Annotated in this window: 15 protein-coding genes and 1 pseudogene; 10 read left to right on the forward strand and 6 right to left on the reverse strand. The window is 70.7% G+C overall.

Going from position 1 to position 19520, the window contains the following annotated elements; genetic code table 11:
- Positions 1-200: 200 nt before the first annotated feature.
- Entirely contained in the window at positions 201-1733 is a 1533-nt protein-coding gene (locus AB0D34_RS26265) for a M1 family metallopeptidase (protein WP_362665367.1), read from the forward strand.
- 339 nt (positions 1734-2072) lie between these two features.
- Here AB0D34_RS26265 and AB0D34_RS26270 read toward each other — a convergent pair whose 3' ends face one another.
- The 3 genes from AB0D34_RS26270 to AB0D34_RS26280 form a co-directional block, all read right to left on the reverse strand.
- Positions 2073-3158 carry a mechanosensitive ion channel family protein gene (locus AB0D34_RS26270; protein WP_362665447.1) on the reverse strand — a complete coding sequence of 362 codons (1086 nt, stop codon included), beginning with the start codon at positions 3156-3158 and terminating at the stop codon, positions 2073-2075.
- 160 nt (positions 3159-3318) lie between these two features.
- Positions 3319-4842 (reverse strand): amino acid permease, encoded by a 1524-nt coding sequence (locus tag AB0D34_RS26275; protein WP_362665369.1) that lies wholly within the window; start codon positions 4840-4842, stop codon positions 3319-3321.
- A gap of 39 nt (positions 4843-4881) precedes the next feature.
- Positions 4882-5871, reverse strand: coding sequence for a hypothetical protein (locus tag AB0D34_RS26280; RefSeq protein WP_362665371.1), 990 nt, complete (start codon positions 5869-5871; stop codon positions 4882-4884).
- Positions 5872-6170: 299 nt separating this feature from the next.
- Here AB0D34_RS26280 and AB0D34_RS26285 point away from each other — a divergent pair, with 299 nt between their 5' ends.
- From AB0D34_RS26285 to AB0D34_RS26295, 3 genes are all read left to right on the forward strand, one after another.
- Positions 6171-7610, forward strand: coding sequence for an FGGY family carbohydrate kinase (locus AB0D34_RS26285; RefSeq protein ID WP_362665373.1), 1440 nt, complete (start codon positions 6171-6173; stop codon positions 7608-7610).
- Between the two features lie 116 nt (positions 7611-7726).
- Positions 7727-9094 carry an FAD-dependent oxidoreductase gene (locus tag AB0D34_RS26290; protein ID WP_362665449.1) on the forward strand — a complete coding sequence of 456 codons (1368 nt, stop codon included), beginning with the start codon at positions 7727-7729 and terminating at the stop codon, positions 9092-9094.
- Positions 9091-10323, forward strand: coding sequence for an NAD(P)/FAD-dependent oxidoreductase (locus AB0D34_RS26295; RefSeq protein WP_362665375.1), 1233 nt, complete (start codon positions 9091-9093; stop codon positions 10321-10323). The genes AB0D34_RS26290 and AB0D34_RS26295 overlap by 4 nt, the downstream gene beginning before the upstream one ends.
- A 208-nt stretch (positions 10324-10531) precedes the next feature.
- Here AB0D34_RS26295 and AB0D34_RS26300 read toward each other — a convergent pair whose 3' ends face one another.
- Positions 10532-11509: a lysylphosphatidylglycerol synthase transmembrane domain-containing protein gene (locus AB0D34_RS26300; protein WP_362665377.1), complete on the reverse strand. Its 978-nt coding sequence runs from the start codon at positions 11507-11509 to the stop codon at positions 10532-10534.
- Between the two features lie 150 nt (positions 11510-11659).
- On the opposite strand from AB0D34_RS26300, the gene AB0D34_RS26305 reads away from it, so the two are divergent.
- Positions 11660-13639 (forward strand): ABC transporter ATP-binding protein, encoded by a 1980-nt coding sequence (locus AB0D34_RS26305; protein WP_362665451.1) that lies wholly within the window; start codon positions 11660-11662, stop codon positions 13637-13639.
- Here the strand turns inward: AB0D34_RS26305 and AB0D34_RS26310 are convergent.
- Complete coding sequence (locus AB0D34_RS26310) at positions 13552-13830, reverse strand: SDR family oxidoreductase (protein WP_362665453.1); 279 nt, start codon at positions 13828-13830, stop codon at positions 13552-13554. The two genes, AB0D34_RS26305 and AB0D34_RS26310, sit on opposite strands and share 88 nt — an antisense overlap.
- Before the next feature lie 202 nt (positions 13831-14032).
- On the opposite strand from AB0D34_RS26310, the pseudogene AB0D34_RS26315 reads away from it, so the two are divergent.
- The 5 genes and pseudogenes from AB0D34_RS26315 to AB0D34_RS26335 all read left to right on the forward strand — a co-directional run.
- A pseudogene (locus AB0D34_RS26315) lies at positions 14033-14134 on the forward strand (MerR family DNA-binding transcriptional regulator); the annotation flags it as partial.
- A 445-nt stretch (positions 14135-14579) separates the two neighbouring features.
- Positions 14580-14783 carry a cold-shock protein gene (locus AB0D34_RS26320; protein WP_362665379.1) on the forward strand — a complete coding sequence of 68 codons (204 nt, stop codon included), beginning with the start codon at positions 14580-14582 and terminating at the stop codon, positions 14781-14783.
- A 256-nt stretch (positions 14784-15039) separates the two neighbouring features.
- A complete protein-coding gene (locus tag AB0D34_RS26325) occupies positions 15040-16515 on the forward strand; it encodes a DEAD/DEAH box helicase (RefSeq protein ID WP_362665381.1) in 1476 nt (491 codons plus the stop codon).
- Between the two features lie 52 nt (positions 16516-16567).
- Positions 16568-16972 carry a CBS domain-containing protein gene (locus AB0D34_RS26330; protein ID WP_362665383.1) on the forward strand — a complete coding sequence of 135 codons (405 nt, stop codon included), beginning with the start codon at positions 16568-16570 and terminating at the stop codon, positions 16970-16972.
- Positions 16973-17024: 52 nt separating this feature from the next.
- Positions 17025-17336, forward strand: coding sequence for an SCO5918 family protein (locus AB0D34_RS26335; protein ID WP_362665385.1), 312 nt, complete (start codon positions 17025-17027; stop codon positions 17334-17336).
- 312 nt (positions 17337-17648) lie between these two features.
- Here AB0D34_RS26335 and AB0D34_RS26340 read toward each other — a convergent pair whose 3' ends face one another.
- Positions 17649-19334 carry a ribonuclease J gene (locus AB0D34_RS26340; protein WP_362665387.1) on the reverse strand — a complete coding sequence of 562 codons (1686 nt, stop codon included), beginning with the start codon at positions 19332-19334 and terminating at the stop codon, positions 17649-17651.
- Between the last annotated feature and the right edge of the window lie 186 nt (positions 19335-19520).

Consider the following 19520-nt stretch of genomic DNA (forward strand, 5'->3'; position numbering starts at 1 on the left):
CTCCGCTCCACGTCTGCAACATTGCTCGACATCAAGATATCTCGTGATCGACCTCGGTTCGACAGGGGTACGGGCACGCTGTCCGAGAACCCGCACATCCTCCGAGGCAACTCATCCGTCCGATCTTGTGGTCATGCAGGTTGATCACACCCTTCCGACGGCCGGACCCGACCAGCCGGCCGCCCGAGAGAAAGCGGACCATGAGATATCGCACCAGAGTGACGGCCCCGGCAGCTCTGCTCGGCACGGTGGGGGCCCTGTCCCTGGACTCCCCGGCGCACGCCGACCCGGCGACCGCCACTCCTGGCCCGGAGACCCTGGGGGACTCCGTCTACCCGAGCCTCGGCAACGACGGCTACCGGGTCTCCGCGTACCACCTCGACTTCGCGTACGACGCCACGACCCGGCTGGTCGACGCGACGGCGACGCTGCGGATCACCACGACCCAGGAGCTGAGCCGCCTCTCCCTGGACGCGCTGGGACTCGTCATACGCGAGGTACTTCTCGACGGCGTCCCGGCCGCTCGGGAGCAGGTCGGTGAGAAGCTGCGTATCACGCCGGTGACCTCGCTGGCCGCACGGACCACGGCGACCGTGACCGTGACGTACACCGCGGACCCGCGCGCGGTGCTCGCCCACACCGCCTGGGTCCCCACCCCGGACGGCTTCGCGATCTGCCCCCAGCCCAACTCGGCGCACACCGTGTTCCCGTGCAACGACCACCCCTCGGACAAGGCGGACTTCACTTTCCGCATCACCGTCCCCGCCGGTCTCAGGGGCGTCGCGAACGGCAACCTGGTGCGCACCGAGGACCTCGCCGACGGGCGGACCGCGTACTGCTACCGCTCCCGGGAGCCGATGGCCACGGAACTCGCACAGATCACCGTCGGCGACTATGTGATCAAGGACCGGCAGGGCCCGCACGGCCTTCCGCTCAGGGATGTCGTCCCGACCGCCCGGGCCGCCGCCCTGGAGCCCGCGCTCGCCCTCACGCCCAACCTGGTGAGCTGGATCGAGCAGCGGCTCGGCGCCTTCCCGTTCGAGACGTACGGCCTGCTGCCCTGCAACAACGACGCCTCGAACGCCTTCGACTTCACCGGCCTGGAGACCCAGACCCTCACCCTGTACAAGCCGAACTACCTGCTCCAGGCGGAGAAGAACATCGGCTCGCACATGATGCACGAGCTGGTCCACTCCTACTTCGGCAACAGCGTGAGCCCCGCCTCGTGGGCCGACCTGTGGCTCAACGAGGGCCACGCCGACTTCTACGGGCTGCTGTACCGCTACGAGCGCGGCTGGACCGACTCCCTCGGCCTCACCACCATGGAAGCCCGCATGAAGGACACGTACGCGCGCGGCGACCAGTGGCGCAAGTCCTCGGGCCCGGTCGCCGCCCCCAACGAGGCCAACCTCTTCGACAGTCAGCGCTACCTCGGCGGTGTGCTCGTCCTGTACGCGCTGCGCCGGCAGGTCGGCGAGACGGTCTTCGCCGCGATCGAGTCCACCTTCCTGGAGCGCTTCCGCAACGCCTCGGCCTCGACCGCCGACTACATAGCCGTAGCCTCGGAGATTTCCGGCACCGACCAGTCCGGCTTCCTGCGGGACTGGCTCTACGGCACCAAGACCCCGAGAATGCCCGGCCACCCGGACTGGACCGTGACCCCGGCGACATCGACCCTGCGCACCCCCCAGAGCCGCCCGAGCGACCCGCACGACAACTCGGCCACCCTGTAACCGACCACGGCGGCACCGGTGTTCCCGATCGCTCCGGACGGTCCGCGGGGTTGCGGCTGCGTGGAGCCGTGGGGTGTCGAGGTGCTGGACGTCTGGGGCGGGGGTGCTGACCGGCGTGCGGTTTCTTGTCGCTGGTCCGGCTGGCGGCACCGGTGTTCCCGATCGGTCCGGGCGGCTACGGCTACGGCTTCGCGGAGCCGCCGGGTGCCGATGTGCCGGGCGCCTGGCGCGGGGGACTGGCAGGCCGGTGCCGAGGGCCCGTTCCGGCCGTTCGGGGCCCCGTACGCGCCAGGCCCGATACGCCGTTCCTCAAGACCCGCCCGGTCCGAAGTGTGTGACCTAGTCGAGCCGCGCGGAGGACACCTCGCCCGGCTCGATCACGGTCTCCGCCCCGCGCTGCTGCGGAATCGACACCGACCCCTGCTGGATCGCCACGGTCCGCGTGGGTGCCGGAATGCGGATGCCCTCCTCGCGGTAGCGCTTGTGCAGCTGCTTGATGAACTCGTGCTTGATGCGGAACTGGTCGCTGAACTCCCCGACGCCCAGGATGACCGTGAACCCGATGCGGGAGTCGCCGAAAGTGTGGAAGCGGACCAGCGGTTCGTGCTCCGGGACCGCGCCCTCGACCTCCGTCATGACCTCGGTGACGACCTCGCAGGTGACCCGCTCGACGTGGTCCAGATCGCTGTCGTACGCCACCCCGACCTGCACCAGGATCGTCAACTGCTGCTCGGGACGCATGAAGTTGGTCATGTTCGTCTTGGCGAGCTCACCGTTGGGGACCACGATCAGGTTGTTGGACAGCGCCCGGACCGTCGTCTGGCGCCAGTTGATGTCCTCGACGTAGCCCTCCTCGCCGCTGGCCAGCCGGATGTAGTCGCCGGGCTGGACCGTCTTGGAGGCGAGGATGTGAATGCCCGCGAAGAGGTTGGCGAGGGTGTCCTGGAGGGCGAGCGCGACCGCCAGACCGCCGACGCCCAGGGCGGTGAGCAGGGGCGCTATGGAGATGCCCAGGGTCTGGAGCACCACCAGGAAGCCGATCGCCAGGACCAGCACTCGGGTGATGTTCACGAAGATCGTGGCCGAACCGGCGACCCCGGAGCGGGACGTGGTGACCGTCCGCACGAGCCCCGCGACCAGCCGCGCCGCCGCCACCGTCACGACGAAGATCAGCAGCACGGTCAGGACCTGGTTGACGGTGTGCTGCACCGCCGACGTCAGCGGCAGCGCCGCCGCGGCGACGGCGATGCCGCCCGCGACCGCCGCCGAGGGCACCACGGTCCGCAGCGCGGCCACGAGGACGTCGTCACCGCCCCACTTGGTGCGGTCCGCGTGCTTGCCCAGCCACTTGAGCAGCATGCGCAGCAGGAAAGCCGCCACCAGGCCCGCGACCACGGCGATGCCGGCGCCGACCATGTCGTCCATGGTGAGATCCCGTTGAAATGCCGTCACGTTGCCACCTGTTCGAAATTGCGGGATGTGCGGTCGCGTCGGCCGTGTGAAGGTTCCGTGGCCGACGCGACCGCTCATCCTGCCGTATCCGGCACAGGAGTTCGTACCTGGCCTCGCGCCGGATGGCGGGGTTTCAGACGATGCCCTCGGCGAGTTCGGCCTGTTCCCGGTCGGAGTACGCGGCGCTCGTGGGCGTTCCGTACGAACGCCGGGCGACGAACCACCACACCGTGGCGAGGAGCAGTACGACCGCCAGGGCCACGGACGCGTAGTTCATCGTGTCCACCGTCACCGGCGAGGCCTGCGGCAGACAGAACAGCACCGTCACACACGCCACCCACACCACAGCAGTCCATCCGATGGGCTTGCTCCACCGGCCCAGGCTCCACGGACCCGGCTGAAAACGACTCCCCGCGCGCAACCGCAGCAGTACGGGGATGGCGTACGCGGGCGTGATCCCGATGACGTTGATCGCGGTCACCGCGCCGTAGGCGGTCGCCGAGTACAGCGAGGGCAGCGCCAGCACACCGGCGACCACGACCGACAGCCAGACGGCCGCCACCGGCGTCTGCGTACGTGCGCTGACCTTCCGCCAGAGCGCCGAACCCGGCAGGGCCTTGTCCCGGCTGAACGCGAACACCATCCGGCTGGCCGCGGCCACCTCGGCGTTGCCGCAGAACAGCTGCGCCACGATCACCACGACGAGCAGCGCGCTCGCCCCGTCCGTGCCGAGGCCGTCGAGCAGGATCTGCGCGGGCGGCACCCCGGTCGCGCTGGCCCGCGTGGCGTCGTAGTCCTGGATCGCGAAGGTGAGCCCCGCGAGCAGCACGAACCCGGCGATCCAGGACACCCAGATGGAGCGGACGATGCCCTTCGCCGCCGACACCGAGGCGTTGGAGGTCTCCTCGGACAGGTGCGCGGAGGCGTCGTAGCCGGAGAAGGTGTACTGCGCGAGGAGCAGGCCGATCGCGGCCACGTAGACGGGGTTGTGCCAGCCGGTGTCGTTGACGAACTCGGTGAACACGAAGGACGGCGACTGGTGGCTGTCCGGGACGATCCACAGGGCGCCGACGATGACCGCGACACCGGCGAGGTGCCACCACACGCTGATCGAGTTGAGCACGGAGACCAGCCGGACGCCGAACAGGTTCAGCACGGCGTGCAGTAACAGGATCGCCACGAAGATCAGCATGGTCTTCTCCGGTGTCGGCTCGAAGCCCCACTGGAGGTTGGCGAACGCGCCCGCGAACAGGGCGGCTCCGTAGTCGATGCCGGCGATCGCGCCGAGCAGACCGAGCAGGTTCAGCCAGCCCGTGTACCAGCCCCAGCGCCGCCCGCCGAGCCGGTCCGCCATGTAGTACAGGGCGCCGGACGTCGGATAGGCGCTGGTGACCTCCGCCAGCGCGAGTCCCACGCACAGCACGAACAGCCCGACGCCCGCCCAGCCCCACAGCATCACCGCGGGGCCGCCCGCGCCCATGCCGAAGCCGTACAGGGTCATACAGCCGGACAGGATCGAGATCACCGAGAAGCTGATCGCGAAGTTGCCGAAGCCGCCCATGCGCCGGGCGAGCACGGGCCGGTAGCCGAGTTCCCGCAGACGCTGCTCCTCGTCGGGCTGCGGGACTCCTGAAGAGACTGTCGGTTCGGATGACATGCCAGGACCTCCGATGAAGTGGCGGGAGAAGTACGGGTGTCAGGTGCCGTTCGTCGCGGACCGGCTGCGCGCCCGCGCCTGGAGGAAGACCTGTACGGCCTCGGCCTGTCCGCCGTCCGCGTCGGTGCGACAGGACCAGGGCAGCGGCGTGAAGTACGGACCGAGCGCGTCGAACACCTCGGTCGCCTCCTCGAACCGCAGGGCTCCCCACAGGGCGTGGGCGAGATGGTTGAGGTCGAGCTGGCTGCGCTCCTCGGCGCCGGCGTGCGCGAACCATCGCCCGTGGGCCCGGCCCGCCTCCCGGATGGCGTCCTCGGCCACCCAGTGCAGGTCGAGCGCGGCACCGCGCCCACCGCCGCGCCGGTACCGCTCGACCCTTACGTACAGCGGCAGGACATGCAGCGCGGACCCCGGCGGGGCCGACTCCGCGGCCCAGTGCGCGAAGCCGACCGCCTCCGCCAGCCGTCCCGAGGACGCCTGCGCGTACATGAACTGCAGCATGCGGTGGTGGGCCTCGCGGTTGTACGGGTCCCGCTTGCCGGCCTCCGCCAGCAGACCCCACGGCCCCGGTGGCAGCATCGGCCCGGGCGGCTCGGCCCGGTGCTCCTCCCACAGCAGCCTGCGATCGAGCTGGGCCAGGGCCAGCAGGCACACCCAGGGCACCGGATCGTGGGCCGCGACCCGGGCGGCGGTCCGGCTGACGTCCCATGCCTCGATCCACAGTTCGTGCGTACGGCGGTGCTGCTCGCGCCGGGCCCGCAGCGCGCGTTCCACGGCGACCCGGGCCCGCATCACCGTGCCCGGCACGCTGCCGGGCTCCTCGGTGAGCCAGGTCCGCACCACGTCGGTGCCCGCGGCCGCCGCGGCCAGCACCTGGGTCCGCTGGGTCCACTGCCACCAGGCGGTGGTCCGCTCCAGCAGGGTGCGCATCGACATCCAGCGCCCGGTACGGACCTCCTGGAGGGCCGCGCGCAGCTCCGGATCGTGGCCGGCGGGATCGTAGACGGGGCGTGCTCCTTCTCTGGCCATCACCTGCCCGCCCCGGACGTGGGACCGGGCAGGACGGCAGGTTGGAGTAACAACAGCCCTCCTCGGGGCGGCGGTTGAGGAGATCACGTCGGTCGGCGGTCACTATAGGGGCGCGGAATCGACACCACAGCGGCTTCCGGATCATCAATAACTTCTTTTGACAGAACGTGAGTTGATTGGTGATCAGCCAGTCAACGCGGCGATGTCGGCGCAAGTGGAGGTGGCTTGACGCGGCGCGGACCGCGACGGCAGGCTGTCGGCCAGTGATCACTCGGGAGGGACGTTCGGGGAGGAACGTGATGGCCGGTCCGGTGCTCGCCGTCGATCAGGGCACGTCCGGCACCAAGGCCCTGGTGATCTGCCCCGAACGCGGTGTCATCGGCGCCGGATTCGCCGAGGTGCGGCCCCGCCACCTGCCCGGCGGACTCGTCGAGGCCGACCCCGCGGAGCTCTACGACTCGGTGATCGAGGCGGGTTCGCGCGCACTTGCCGAAGCAGGCGAACCGGTGACCGCGCTGGGCCTCGCCAACCAGGGCGAGACCGTGCTCGCGTGGGACCCTGCGACGGGCCGCCCCCTCACCGACGCGCTCGTCTGGCAGGACCGCCGGGCACAGAGCGTGTGCACGGAACTCTCCTGGTGCGCCGACGAGTTGCGGGAGCTCACCGGCCTTCCCCTCGACCCCTACTTCGCGGCGCCCAAGATGGCGTGGATACGACGGCACCTCACCCGCGAGGGAGCCGTCACCACCAGCGACGCCTGGCTCGTGCACCGGCTCACCGGCGCGTTCGTCACGGACGCCGCGACGGCCGGACGCACCCAGCTGCTCGACCTCGACCGCGCGGAATGGTCGGCACGCGCCCTCGACCTGTACGGGCTCGCCGACGAGCAGCTCCCGGAGGTCGTCGACAACGCCCAACCGATCGGTGTGACAAGGGAGTTCGGCGCGGAGATCCCGCTCACCGGTCTGGCCGTCGACCAGCAGGCCGCCCTGCTCGCCCAGCGCATCACCGCACCGGGCGGCGCCAAGTGCACCTACGGAACAGGTGCGTTCCTGCTCGCCCATACCGGTTCCGTGCCCCGGCGCGGCGATTCGGGACTGGTCAGTTGCGTGGCCTGGCGACTCGACGGGCGGACCGGCTACTGCCTCGACGGCCAGGTGTACACAGCCGCCTCCGCCGTCCGCTGGCTCACCGACTTGGGCGTGATCGGGGGCGCCGCAGACCTCGACGCGGTGGGCGGTTCGGTGCCCGACAGCGGTGGGGTCACCTTCGTCCCGGCGCTCGCCGGACTCGCGGCCCCCTGGTGGCGGGGCGACCTGCGCGGCTCCCTCACGGGCCTCGGCCTGGACACCGGCCCCGGGCATGTGGTGCGTGCCCTGTGCGAGGGCCTTGCGGCCCAGGTCGTACTCCTCGCCGAGGCCGCCGCGGCTGACCTCGGCTCCCCCCTGGACGCCCTCCGCGTCGACGGCGGCCTCACCCGTTCCTCCTTGCTCATGCAGACCCAGGCCGACCTGCTGCAACGCCCCGTGGAGGTGTCGGCACTGCCGGACGCGACGGCACTCGGTGTGGGCGTACTGGCCCGCCTCGGCGCGGAACCGGGTCTGGAGCTGCCCGACGCCCTGCCGGACTGGAAGCCGGCGGCGGTGTACGAGCCGCGGGTGTCGGCGGAGGAAGCGGCGGAGCGGCTGGCCGGTTTCCGGCGAGCGGTCGCAACGCTGCTCGACGGAACGGCCGGATGAAGCGCCCCGAAGAGGCGCGGGCCGTATCAACAGGCGGCTCCGCCGCGTGGGCGCGACCAGCCACGACGCAGCCGCAGCCGAAAGACGTCACTCGCCAGGGCCCGCTTCCTTCGTCGCTGTATGACGTGGCAATCGTCGGCGCCGGTGTGATCGGCAGCGCAATAGCCAGAGCCCTCGCCCACCACCCCCACCTCCGCATCGCCCTCGTAGAGGCCCAGGACGACATAGGCCAGGGCACCTCGAAAGCCAACACCGCCATCCTGCACACCGGCTTCGACGCCACCCCCGGCTCCCTGGAAGCCCGCCTGGTCCAACAGGGTTCACGATTGCTCGCCTCCTACGCGGCAGCGTCCGGCATCCCCGTAGACCCCGTCGGCGCCCTCCTCGTCGCCTGGGACGAGGACCAACTCGCCGCACTGCCCCGCCTCGCGGAGAAGGCCGAGCGCAACGACTACCCGGACACCCGTCTGATCGGCCCGGCAGAGCTCTACGACCGCGAACCCCACCTCGGCCCCGGCGCGCTCGGCGCTCTCCACGTGCCCGGCGAGAGCATCATCTGCCCCTGGACGACGACCCTGGCGTACGCCACCCAGGCGGTCCGCAACGGAGTCGACCTCCACCTCAACTCACCGGTCCAGCAGGCTCATTACGAGAACGGCAGCCACCATCTGACGACCCCGAGGGGCATCCTGCGCACCCGCTGGCTGGTCAACGCCGCAGGCCTGCACGCCGACACCCTCGACCGCGCCCTCGGCCACGACGACTTCACCGTCACCCCGCGCCGCGGCCAGCTCCTCGTCTTCGACAAGTTCGCCCGCGAGCTCGTACGGCACATCCTCCTCCCCGTCCCCACGGCCCTCGGCAAGGGTGTCCTGGTCGCCCCCACGGTGTACGGCAACGTCCTGCTCGGCCCCACCGCCGAGGACCTCGACGACAAACGGGCCACCTTCTCGACCGCCGACGGGCTGCACCTGCTCCGTGACCAGGGCCGCCGCATCCTGCCCGGTCTGCTGGACGAGGAGGTCACCGCCGTCTACGCGGGCCTGCGCGCCGCCACCGAGCACGAGGACTACCGCATCTCCGCCCACCCCGAGCGGACGTACGTCACCGTCGGCGGCATCCGCTCGACCGGACTGACAGCCTCGCTCGCGATCGCCGCCTACGTGACGGACCTGCTCACCGACGCCGGGCTGGACCCGGGGCCCGCCGAGGAACTGGAACCGGTCCGTATGCCGAACCTGGGCGAGGCCTTCCCACGCCCCTACCAGCGGCCCGAACTCATCGCCGCGGACCCCGAGTACGGCACCCTCGTCTGCCACTGCGAGCGCGTGACCCGGGGTGAGATCCGCGACGCCCTCGCCGCCACGATCCCGCCGGCCGGGCTGGACGGCCTGCGCCGCCGGACCCGCGCCCGGGCGGGACGCTGCCAGGGGTCCCACTGCGGGGCGGCGGTACGGGAGCTGTTCGAGAAGGGACAGTCATGAGTGCCCCGCGTGAGGTCGATGTCCTGATCGTCGGCGCGGGTCCCGCCGGACTCACGTCGGCCGCCCGCCTCGCCGCCGCCGGAGTGGCCCGGGTCGAGGTCCTGGACCGCGAGCAACAGGCCGGGGGAGTGCCACGGCACTGTGCCCACGGCGGTTACGGCACCTGGCTGCGCCCGCTGACCGGACCCGCCTACGCCCGACTCCTCGTCATGGCGGCGGAGAGCGCTGGAGCCGCCGTACGCACCGGTGTGACCGCCCTCGACTGGACAGGCCCGTCGGCATTGAACACGGTCGGCCCGGGCGGCCCGGAGACGATCACGGCACGGGCGGTCGTCCTGGCCACCGGCGCCCGCGAACGCCCGCGCTCCGCACGGCTGGTCCCCGGCACCCGCCCGGCCGGTGTCTACACCACCGGCGAACTCCAGCAGGCCGTGCACCTGTACGGCCAACACGTCGGCGAGCGCGCGGTGGTGGTCGGCGCGGAGGGTGTCTCCTACGCTGCCGCCGCCACCGTACGGGCGTCGGGAGCCGCGGTCGTCGCGATGGTCACCGACCTGCCCCGCCCGCAGGCCCCATCCGCGCGAGCCGCCGACGCCCGTCTGCGACAGGGCATTCCACTCCTCACCGGCACCACGGTCACCGAACTCCTCGGCCACGGACGGCTGTCGGGCGTCCGGGTACGTCACCGCGACGGCAGAACGGTCGTACTGCCCTGCGACACCGTCGTGTTCACCGGGGACTTCTTGCCGGACCACGAACTGGCCCGGCGCGGCGGCCTCGCCCTCGACGCGGGCACCCGCGGCCCGGTCGTCGACGGTTCCCTGCACACGTCACGACCCGGGGTGTTCGCCGTCGGCAGCGTGCTGCACCCCGTGGAGAGCGCGGCGACCGCGGCACGGGAGGGTGCGCATGTGGCCGGTGCCGTCCTGGAGTGGCTCGCGGGAGCGGGAGCCGAACGGCCGGACAGCATCCCTCTGTTGGCCGATCCGCCCCTGCGCTGGATCGCCCCGAACCGCGTCACCCCGACCGACCGCCTGCCGTATGTGCTGCGCACGACGGCCCATGTGCCCCGTCCACTCCTCAGCGTCACCCAGGACGGCCGCGCCCTGCACCACGAACGCCTCCGGACGCCGGCGGTCCCGAACCGGACCATCACCCTGCCGGCACGCTGGACGCACCAGGTGGACCCCGAGGGCGGCCCGGTGCGTGTGCGTCTCACCCACCGGTGAAGAAGCCGTCCCGCCCTGAGGTCGCGCAGGTCCTTCGCTGATGGCAGCGGAACGCACCGGCAATGTGCCTCTCGCTGTGGCGACCGGCGCCAATCGCCGTACCGGCCTCGAAGCGGTGCGGCAGCTCGCGGACCGCGGCCACCGAGTGGTCCGGCGCGGTACCTGCCGCCGGGGCCCGCCCCGGAGCCCCGTCCCCAACCGGCGGCCGTCAGATCACCTTCAGCCGTACCAGTGCCCCCAGCGTCAGCGCCCCCGGCACCAGCGGCACCCAGACCGTGATGATCCGGTAGGCGAGTACCACCGCCGTGGCCACGGCCACCGGGCCGCCCGCCGCGACCAGCGCGACCACCAGCGCCGCCTCCACCGAGCCCACACCACCCGGAGTCGGTACCAGTGCCACCGCGCAGGTCGCCGCGAGGTACGCGAGAGCCATGTGCACGGGTGGCACCGGCAGGCCCAGGGCCTGCCCGACCGCGGTGAGACCGGCCGCCTGCAGTGCGGGGAAGGCGAGCGAACCGCCCCACAGGGCTAGGGCCCGGGACGGGCGGGTGTGCACTGAGCGGGCCTCGCCCAGCGCGGTCCGCAGGAAGGAACCCACGGCCGTCCGCACCCGGCGGACACACACGAGCACAGCCACGGCCACCACCAGCACCGCGCCCAGGCCACCCAGCAGCAGTGGGCCGGCCGACTCGTCGGGCAGCAGCGTGCCGATCCGCAGCGCGTTGGGGAAGGCGACGAAGAGCGCGGCCAGCAGGGCGAGCCGGCCGATCGACTCCGCCAGCAGATAGAGGGCGAGCGCCGCCGAGGAGCGCGCGAGCGGGACCCCGCACACGGTCATGAAGCGCAGGTTCACAGCGCCCGCCCCGAGCCCCGTCGGCAGCAGATGGTTGGCCGCGCCCGCCGCGAACTGCGTGGCCAGCAGCCGCCGCCGGGGCAGCCGCTGCATCACCGCACCCTGCCGGGTGAAGGAGGCGGCCACCCAGGTAAGGCAGGTGGCACCCACCGCCGCCAGCAGCCACGGCCACTCGGCATGCCGAAGATGTCCGAAGCCCTCGACGAGCACGGACCGGTGCTGCACCGCCACGACGGTGACCAGCAGGAGCGGGACCAGACACAGGATCTGGCGGATACGGCGGACGGGGAGGCGCTGGGGAGGGCGTCCCTGGGGGAGTTCTACCGCTGTCACATCGGGAGAGGTTCTCCGCGCCGCGCCAACGGCGGGTTGCGGAAGCGGGGCCAGGGTCTTACGTACGGTCATCGAGTCCTTCGGTCGAGCGGTAGAGGTCCGGGCATTGACCTCAACAATGCTTGAGGTCCTAGGTTCTCTCCCATGAGCATGGAGACCACAGCCTGGACACAGCTGCACAGTGTCATGAACGCCGAGCAGGAGCGCCGCCCGTTCGCCCGGGCGACGCTGCGCCGCATCGGCGCGTTCGCCCGCCCGCACCGTACCCGAATCGCCCGTTTCGTCGTACTCGGGGTGGTGACCGCGCTGCTCGCCGTCGCCACCCCCGTACTGGCCGGACACATCGTCGACGCGATCGTGTCGGGCGACGACGAGGGCAGGGTCGTACGCCTGGCCCTGCTCATCGCCCTGATCGCGGTCGCCGAGGCGGCGCTCGGCGTCTATGCCAGACGTCTGTCGGCCACGCTCGGGGAGGGTCTCATCCTCGATCTGCGCACGGCTGTGTTCGATCATGTGCAGCGCATGCCGGTCGCGTTCTTCACACGCACTCGTACGGGAGCGCTCGTCTCCCGTCTCAACAACGACGTCATCGGCGCCCAGCGCGCCTTCAGCAACACCCTGTCGGGCGTGGTCAGCAACCTGGTCACCCTGCTGCTGACGCTGGTGGTGATGCTCACCCTCTCCTGGCAGATCACCCTGCTCGCGCTCGCGCTGCTCCCGGTGTTCGTGATCCCGGCCCGCCGCATGGGCAGCCGGATGGCCCGGATGCAGCGGGAGGCGGCCACCCTGAACGCGGCCATGGGCACCAGGATGACCGAACGTTTCTCCGCGCCCGGCGCCACCCTGGTCAAGCTCTTCGGCCGCCCCGGGCAGGAGTCCGAGGAGTTCACGGCCCGGGCCCGCCGGGTGGCGGACATCGGCGTACGGACCGCCACCGCCCAGTCGGTGTTCATCACCGCCCTGACCCTGGTCTCCGCGCTCGCCCTCGCCCTGGTCTACGGCCTCGGCGGCTGGTTCGCCCTGCGCGGCACCCTGGAGCCGGGCGCCGTGGTCTCCCTGGCCCTCCTCCTGACCCGTATGTACGCCCCGCTCACCGCGCTGGCCGGGGCCCGCGTCGAGGTGATGAGCGCGCTGGTCAGCTTCGAGCGGGTCTTCGAGGTACTGGACCTGAAGCCGCTGATCGCGGAGAAACCGGACGCCCGCGAGGTCCCCGAGGGACCGGTCGCCGTCGAGTTCTCCGACGTCCGCTTCGGCTACCCCTCAGCCGACAAGGTCTCCCTGGCCTCCCTGGAGGAGGTCGCCTCCCTCGACACCCGGGGCGGCGCCGAGGTTCTGCACGGCGTCTCCTTCCGCGCCGAACCCGGCCAGACGATCGCCCTCGTCGGCTCCTCCGGCGCGGGCAAGTCGACGGTCGCGCAACTGCTGCCGCGGCTCTACGACGTCGACGAGGGCGCCGTCCGCATCGGCGGCGTCGACGTCCGCGACCTGACCGCCGGCTCCCTGCGGGCCACCCTCGGCATGGTCACCCAGGACGGCCACCTCTTCCACGACACGGTCCGCGCGAACCTGCTCCTGGCCCGCCCGGAGGCAAGCGAGGGCGAGCTGTGGGACTCCCTGCGCCGGGCCCGGCTCGACGACCTCGTCCGCTCCCTCCCCGACGGCCTCGACACCGTGGTCGGCGAACGCGGCTACCGGCTCTCCGGCGGCGAACGCCAGCGCATGACCATCGCCCGCCTCCTGCTGGCCCGCCAGCGTGTCGTCATCCTCGACGAGGCCACCGCCCACCTGGACAACACCTCGGAGGCCGCCGTCCAGGAGGCCCTTACCGAGGCGCTGGACGGCAGGACGGCCATCGTGATCGCCCACCGCCTCTCGACGATCCGCACGGCCGACCTGATCCTGGTGGTCGAGGACGGCCGGATCGCGGAACGGGGCACCCACGAGGAACTGCTCGCGCTCGACGGACGGTACGCCGAGCTGTACCGGACCCAGTTCGCCTCAGCCGACGGCGAGGTGACGGATACGGTCGATGCGGACCTCCGTCAGCGGGTGTCCGTCTCCCCGCCGGTGACCGCGATGACCTCGCCGGTGACGAAGCTGGAATCCGCGTCCGACGCCAGGAACCCATAGGCCGGCGAGATCTCCTCCGGCTGCGCCGGCCGGCCGATCGGCGTCTCGCTGCCCACCTGGGCCAGGTCACCGGGCGGCATGTGCCGGTCGGCGACGTTCAGCACCGTCCACGTGGGGCCCGGGGCCACGACGTTGGCCCGCACTCTCCACGCCGCCAGGTGCGGGGCGATGGACTTGGTGAAGGTGACCAGGGTCGCCCTTGTCCATCCTGAACGTCCGGTCCCAGTCGTCGGTTGTCACCTGTTCCAGGTGCAGCTTGCTGTTGCGGTAGGCGGCGTTGTTGACCAGGATGTTCAACTTGGCGAACTCCCGTGCGGTGCGCGCTCGACGACGTCCTTGCAGAACTCCGGCTCGCACAGGTCGCCCGGCAGCAGGAGACACACACCTGCGGCCCTGCTCCTCGACCACCTGCCGGGTCTCCTCGGCGACGCCCGCCTCATCACCCCGCTGCGCTCCCCAGGCGGCCACCGTCGCTACTCCCGCTACCAACTGCGCTGCCCCGGCCACCACTTGCGTGGCTGGCTGCATGGAAGCGCCACGCGACGGATGCCACCGGCCGGCGTCCCGGACGGCCTGGGGGGCCGACCCGGGGCCGCCACCGGAATTTCGTGCCCTTCCTGCTGTGAAGAGCGGCCGATTTTCCGGAAACTTCGCACTCCAGGTGGGGCAATATCTATAGTCGCGAGGTGAGGGTTTGACGTCTCGCGCGGGGAGCGCTTTTGCTGTAATCGGCAGGATGGAGTCATTTTCAGTGCTTGGGCCGCTACCTCGTGCTACTGTCGATCTCAGTTGCAGTCGTGGTTCCCAAAACTCCAAGCGCCTTCGCCGGTGTTTTCAGCCGCTGGGCGTTTTCGTATGCCGGTCGTTTTCGGGGCATCATTGCGGCGACCCGGCATCCGCGCATCGCGGGTCCGGCGTACTGCCCAAGAGGAGATATGCCATGGCGTCAGGCACTGTGAAGTGGTTCAACGCGGCAAAGGGTTTCGGCTTCATCGAGCAGGACGGTGGGGGTGCCGACGTGTTCGCCCACTTCTCGAACATCGCCGGCCAGGGCTTCCGTGAGCTGCTTGAAGGCCAGAAAGTCACCTTCGACATCGCGGCGGGGCAGAAGGGCCCGACGGCCGAGAACATCGTTCTCGCCTGACGCTGACGCGCACTTCGTCGCTGGGGCCCGCATCCCTCGGGGTGCGGGCCCCAGCTGCGGGTTCCTTCCCAGCCCGGCAGGTTTCCGGGATTTCGCGATCGCCGGGCGTGAGTATCCCGTCGATGCCACCAGCGCCAGATGCGCCGCACTCCATGTTTTTCTTTCGCATTCCGTTCGGCCCGTTCCTGTGATTCCCAGCGCTGCTCTTTCGCTGCGGGAATTCCTTGGTGCGCGCCGTATCAAGGAAGGGTTCTCGATGAACTCCACACGCACGAATGACCGCTCTTCCCGTCGCAGCCGTACCGGCGGCGCCGCATTCGGCTCGCCCGCCCCGAGGCGTTCAGGGGGCCCGAGCCGTTCCGGCGGCTACGGCCGGCGGGCCGCAGCGGTCCAGGGCGAGTTCGCCCTGCCGGAGACGATCACTCCCGCGCTTCCCGCGGTCGAGGCGTTCGCCGACCTCGACATGCCCAAGCCGCTGCTGGCGGCGCTGACCGCACAAGGCGTGAGCGTCCCGTTCCCGATCCAGGGCGCGACCCTGCCCAACACCCTTGCGGGCCGTGACGTCCTGGGACGCGGGCGCACCGGCTCCGGCAAGACCCTCGCCTTCGGCCTGGCCCTGCTGGCCCGCACCGCCGGACAGCGCGCCGAGCCCCGTCAGCCGCTGGCTCTGGTCCTCGTGCCGACGCGTGAGCTGGCCCAGCAGGTGACCGACGCGCTCACCCCCTACGCCCGCTCGGTGCAGCTGCGTCTCGCCACGGTCGTCGGAGGAATGTCGATCGGCAGGCAGGCCAATGCGCTGCGCGGCGGTGCCGAGCTCGTCGTCGCGACGCCGGGCCGGCTGAAGGACCTCATCGACCGCGGGGAGTGCCGGCTGAACCAGGTCGCGATCACCGTCCTGGACGAGGCGGACCAGATGGCTGACATGGGCTTCATGCCGCAGGTCACCGCCCTCCTGGACCAGGTTCGCCCCGAGGGTCAGCGGATGCTGTTCTCCGCCACCCTCGACCGCAACGTCGACCGCCTGGTCCGCTGCTATCTCACCGACCCGGTCGTCCACTCCGTCGACCCGTCCGCGGGTGCGGTCAGCACGATGGAGCATCACGTGCTGCACGTCCACGGTGCGGACAAGCACTGGACGACGACACAGATCGCGGCGCGTGACGGCCGGGTGATCATGTTCCTGGACACCAAGCACGCCGTCGACCGCTTGACGCAGCACCTGCTCGACAGCGGGGTGCGGGCCGCCGCCCTGCACGGCGGCAAGTCACAGCCGCAACGCACCCGAACCCTGACCCAGTTCAAGACCGGGCACGTCACCGTGCTCGTGGCCACGAACGTCGCCGCCCGCGGCATCCACGTCGACAACCTCGACCTCGTCGTCAACATCGATCCGCCCACCGACCACAAGGACTACCTGCACCGAGGCGGCCGTACCGCCCGCGCCGGCGAATCCGGCCGGGTCGTCACCCTGGTCACCCCCAACCAACGCCGCGACATGACCCGCCTCATGACCGCCGCCGGCATCACGCCCCGGACCACCCAGGTCCGCACCGGCGAAGAGGCACTCGGCCAGATCACCGGTGCCCGGACACCCTCCGGCATCCCCGTGACGATCACTGCGCCGGTCGCCGAACGGCGTCAGCGCAGCACGTCGTCCTCACGCGGCCGACGCAGCCCCGCCTCGGCCGCCCGGCGCAGGACCCGACAGTCCTCGTTCGACCCGGCGGCGTAAGGACTTCATGTACACGTTCGAGACACCGGCCCACCTCTGCAGGAGGCACGTTTTGACGATGGTTCAGATGCAGCCCCGCTCGACGGGCGCCGCCCCCGTACCCAGGACAGTGGCCGACGGCATGGACACCCCCGGACCGCAGGTCTGTGACGACATGACCGTCGAGGTGGCCCTGTCCGTCATGGCGAGCGCCCGCACCGGGTACCTGCTCGTCTGCGACGACGACGGGGTGTGCACCGGAATTCTCACGCAGGCCCAGCTCACCGCGGTCCGCGGCAGCTCCGTGTACACGGACCGGGTCCAGCTGCGGGACATCCTCGTCGACCGACGGCCCTTCGCCTCCCCAGTGACCACGATGGTCGAAGCCGAGCACGCGATGCGCTGCCGCCGGCTCGAGGCCCTGCCTGTGGTCGACGAGCACGGCAACGCCCTGGGCATCCTCGCCCTTGCCCGCTGACCGCCTCGACCGCGGCAGAATCATCCCCTCGTTCTTCTCCCTGTGAGGCATCATGCGCTGCGTCATCGCCCGCTTCCCCTTCGAACTCACCAAGAGCGGCGTCCTGGAATCGATGAAGGGTGTCAAGCCTGAGCAAGCCCTCGGGGCGTCCGTGATCATCGGCCGTCGCACCTACCCCGTCAAGCAGGTCGGGCAGGTCGTCACACGCCAGGACCGCCGCGACTTCAGCGCCGGCGAAGTCCTGCGGGCCATGACCCAACTCGGCTTCACCTGCCGCGACCAATCCCAAGCCCCTGCACCCACGCGCACGCTCAGCCCGTTCCAAGAGGCTTCCGCGATGCTCGGGACCGCCGCAGCCGTCTGACCCACGGGCAGGCTCGAGCCGTCGTCAAAGCAGCAGTGAGCATCGCCGCCATCACCGCCCTGGGCGCAGGCTGGGACACGTGGTCCGATACGACCCGTTCGATGCTGGACCGGGGGCCTGCGCCGCGGTGGACGCAGTACAGCCTGCTGTCGAGCACGGCCAGGAGCGGCCCTTCCAGGACGTGATGGGCGGGCAGCTGGCGCTCGGTGCCCCCCAGGCGCTGCTGTAGCTGATGTGCTGCAGGGCCGTGGTGTTGTTTCCAGGCCGCGGCGCTCGCCTCCACGTCCCACCCCGGCCCTGCCGACCTGTGGCTCAGGCGTCGATGATGACGGGGATGATGAGGGGCTTGCGGCGGTGGGTGCGGAATGCCCAGTTCGCCACGGCGCGGGCGAGGAGCTGTTCGAGTTGGTGCGCGTCCCCGACGCCTTCGTCGGCCGCGGTGGACAGGGTCTTCTCAATGACAGGGACGACCGACTCGAAGGTGGTGTCGTCGTGGACGAAGCCGCGGGCCAGGAAGTCGGGCGCCTCGGCGAGGGCGCCGGTGTCCGCGTCGACGATCGCCACCACTGTGACGACGCCTTCCTCGGCGAGGGTGAGGCGGTCTTTGAGGGACGCTTCGGTGGCGCCGCCGACTTCCATGCCGTCCACGTAGACGTTGCCGGCGGGGACCTTGCCAGTGATGGACGCCCGCCCGTCGACGAGGTCGACGACGACGCCGTCCTCGGCGATGACGACCCGGTCGGGGTCGACGCCGGTACGGATGGCGAGGTCGGCGTTGGCTCGCAGGTGGCGCCATTCGCCATGCACCGGCAGGACGTTACGGGGTTTGACGATGTTGTAGCAGTACACGAGTTCGCCGGCGCTGGCGTGCCCGGAGACGTGCACCTTCGCGTTGCCCTTGTGGACCACGTGGGCGCCCCACCTTGTGAGTCCGTTGATCACCCGGTAGATGGCGTTCTCGTTGCCCGGGATGAGGGAGCTGGCGAGCAGGACGGTGTCGCCCTTGCCGATGCGGATCATGTGGTCGCGGTTGGCCATCCGTGACAGGGCGGCCATCGGTTCGCCCTGGGAGCCGGTGCACACCAGAGTGATCTTGTCGTCCGGGAGCTTCTCCAGCTCTCTCGTACTCACGACCAGACCGGACGGGACCTTCAGATACCCCAGGTCGCGGGCGATACCCATGTTGCGGACCATCGAACGGCCGACGAAGGCGACCTTGCGTCCGTGCTGGTGGGCGGCGTCCAGGACCTGCTGAATGCGGTGCACATGGCTGGCGAAGCTGGAGACGATGACCCGGCGCGGCGCGGTGCGCATCACCTGCTCGATCGCCGGGTTCAGCTCACGCTCGGAGGTGGTGAAGCCGGGTACTTCGGCGTTGGTGGAGTCGGTGAGGAAGAGGTCCACGCCCTCCTCGCCGAGGCGGGCGAAGGCGCGCAGATCGGTGATGCGGTCGTCGAGAGGGAACTGGTCCATCTTGAAGTCACCGGTGTGCAGCACCAACCCGGCCCTGGTGCGGATCGCGACCGCGAGGCTGTCCGGGATCGAGTGGTTCACCGCGACGAACTCGCAGTCGAAGGGGGCGAAGCCGCGCCGGTCGCCCTCCCGCACCCGCACCGTGCGCGGCCGGATGCCGTGTTCCTTGAGCTTGGCTTCCAGGAACGCCAGCGTCAGCTTGGAGCCGACGACGGGAATGTCGGACCGCTCGCGCAGCAGGTACGGCACGCCACCGATGTGGTCCTCGTGGCCATGGGTGAGCACCACGGCCACGATGTCGTCCAGCCGGTCCCGGATCGAGGTGAAGTCCGGCAGGATCACGTCCACGCCGGGTTGGGTCTCCTCGGGGAACAGCACGCCGCAGTCGACGATCAGCAGTTTGCCGGCGTGCTCGAAGACGGTCATGTTGCGGCCGATCTCCCCCAGGCCGCCCAGGGCGATGACCCGCAGCCCTCCTTCGGGAAGGGGCGGGGCGGCTTTCAGTTCGGGGTGCGGATGACTCATGCCTTGACGTTACCCGGAGAGCCGGACGGGATGATCCATCGGTCTGTGGGATCTCTTCTTCCCGAAGGGGCGGGGCGTCCGCAGAGGGTGCCCCGGGACGCTTGCGCCCTGGCGCCCCGGCGGCGACCTGCGCGAGCAGATCCGGTGCGGAAGGCGCGGTCCGCCAGGGTGTTCCGTGAGTCGGCA

Origin of the sequence: Streptomyces sp. NPDC048420, from assembly GCF_040651535.1 — a bacterium.
GTDB lineage: Bacteria > Actinomycetota > Actinomycetes > Streptomycetales > Streptomycetaceae > Streptomyces.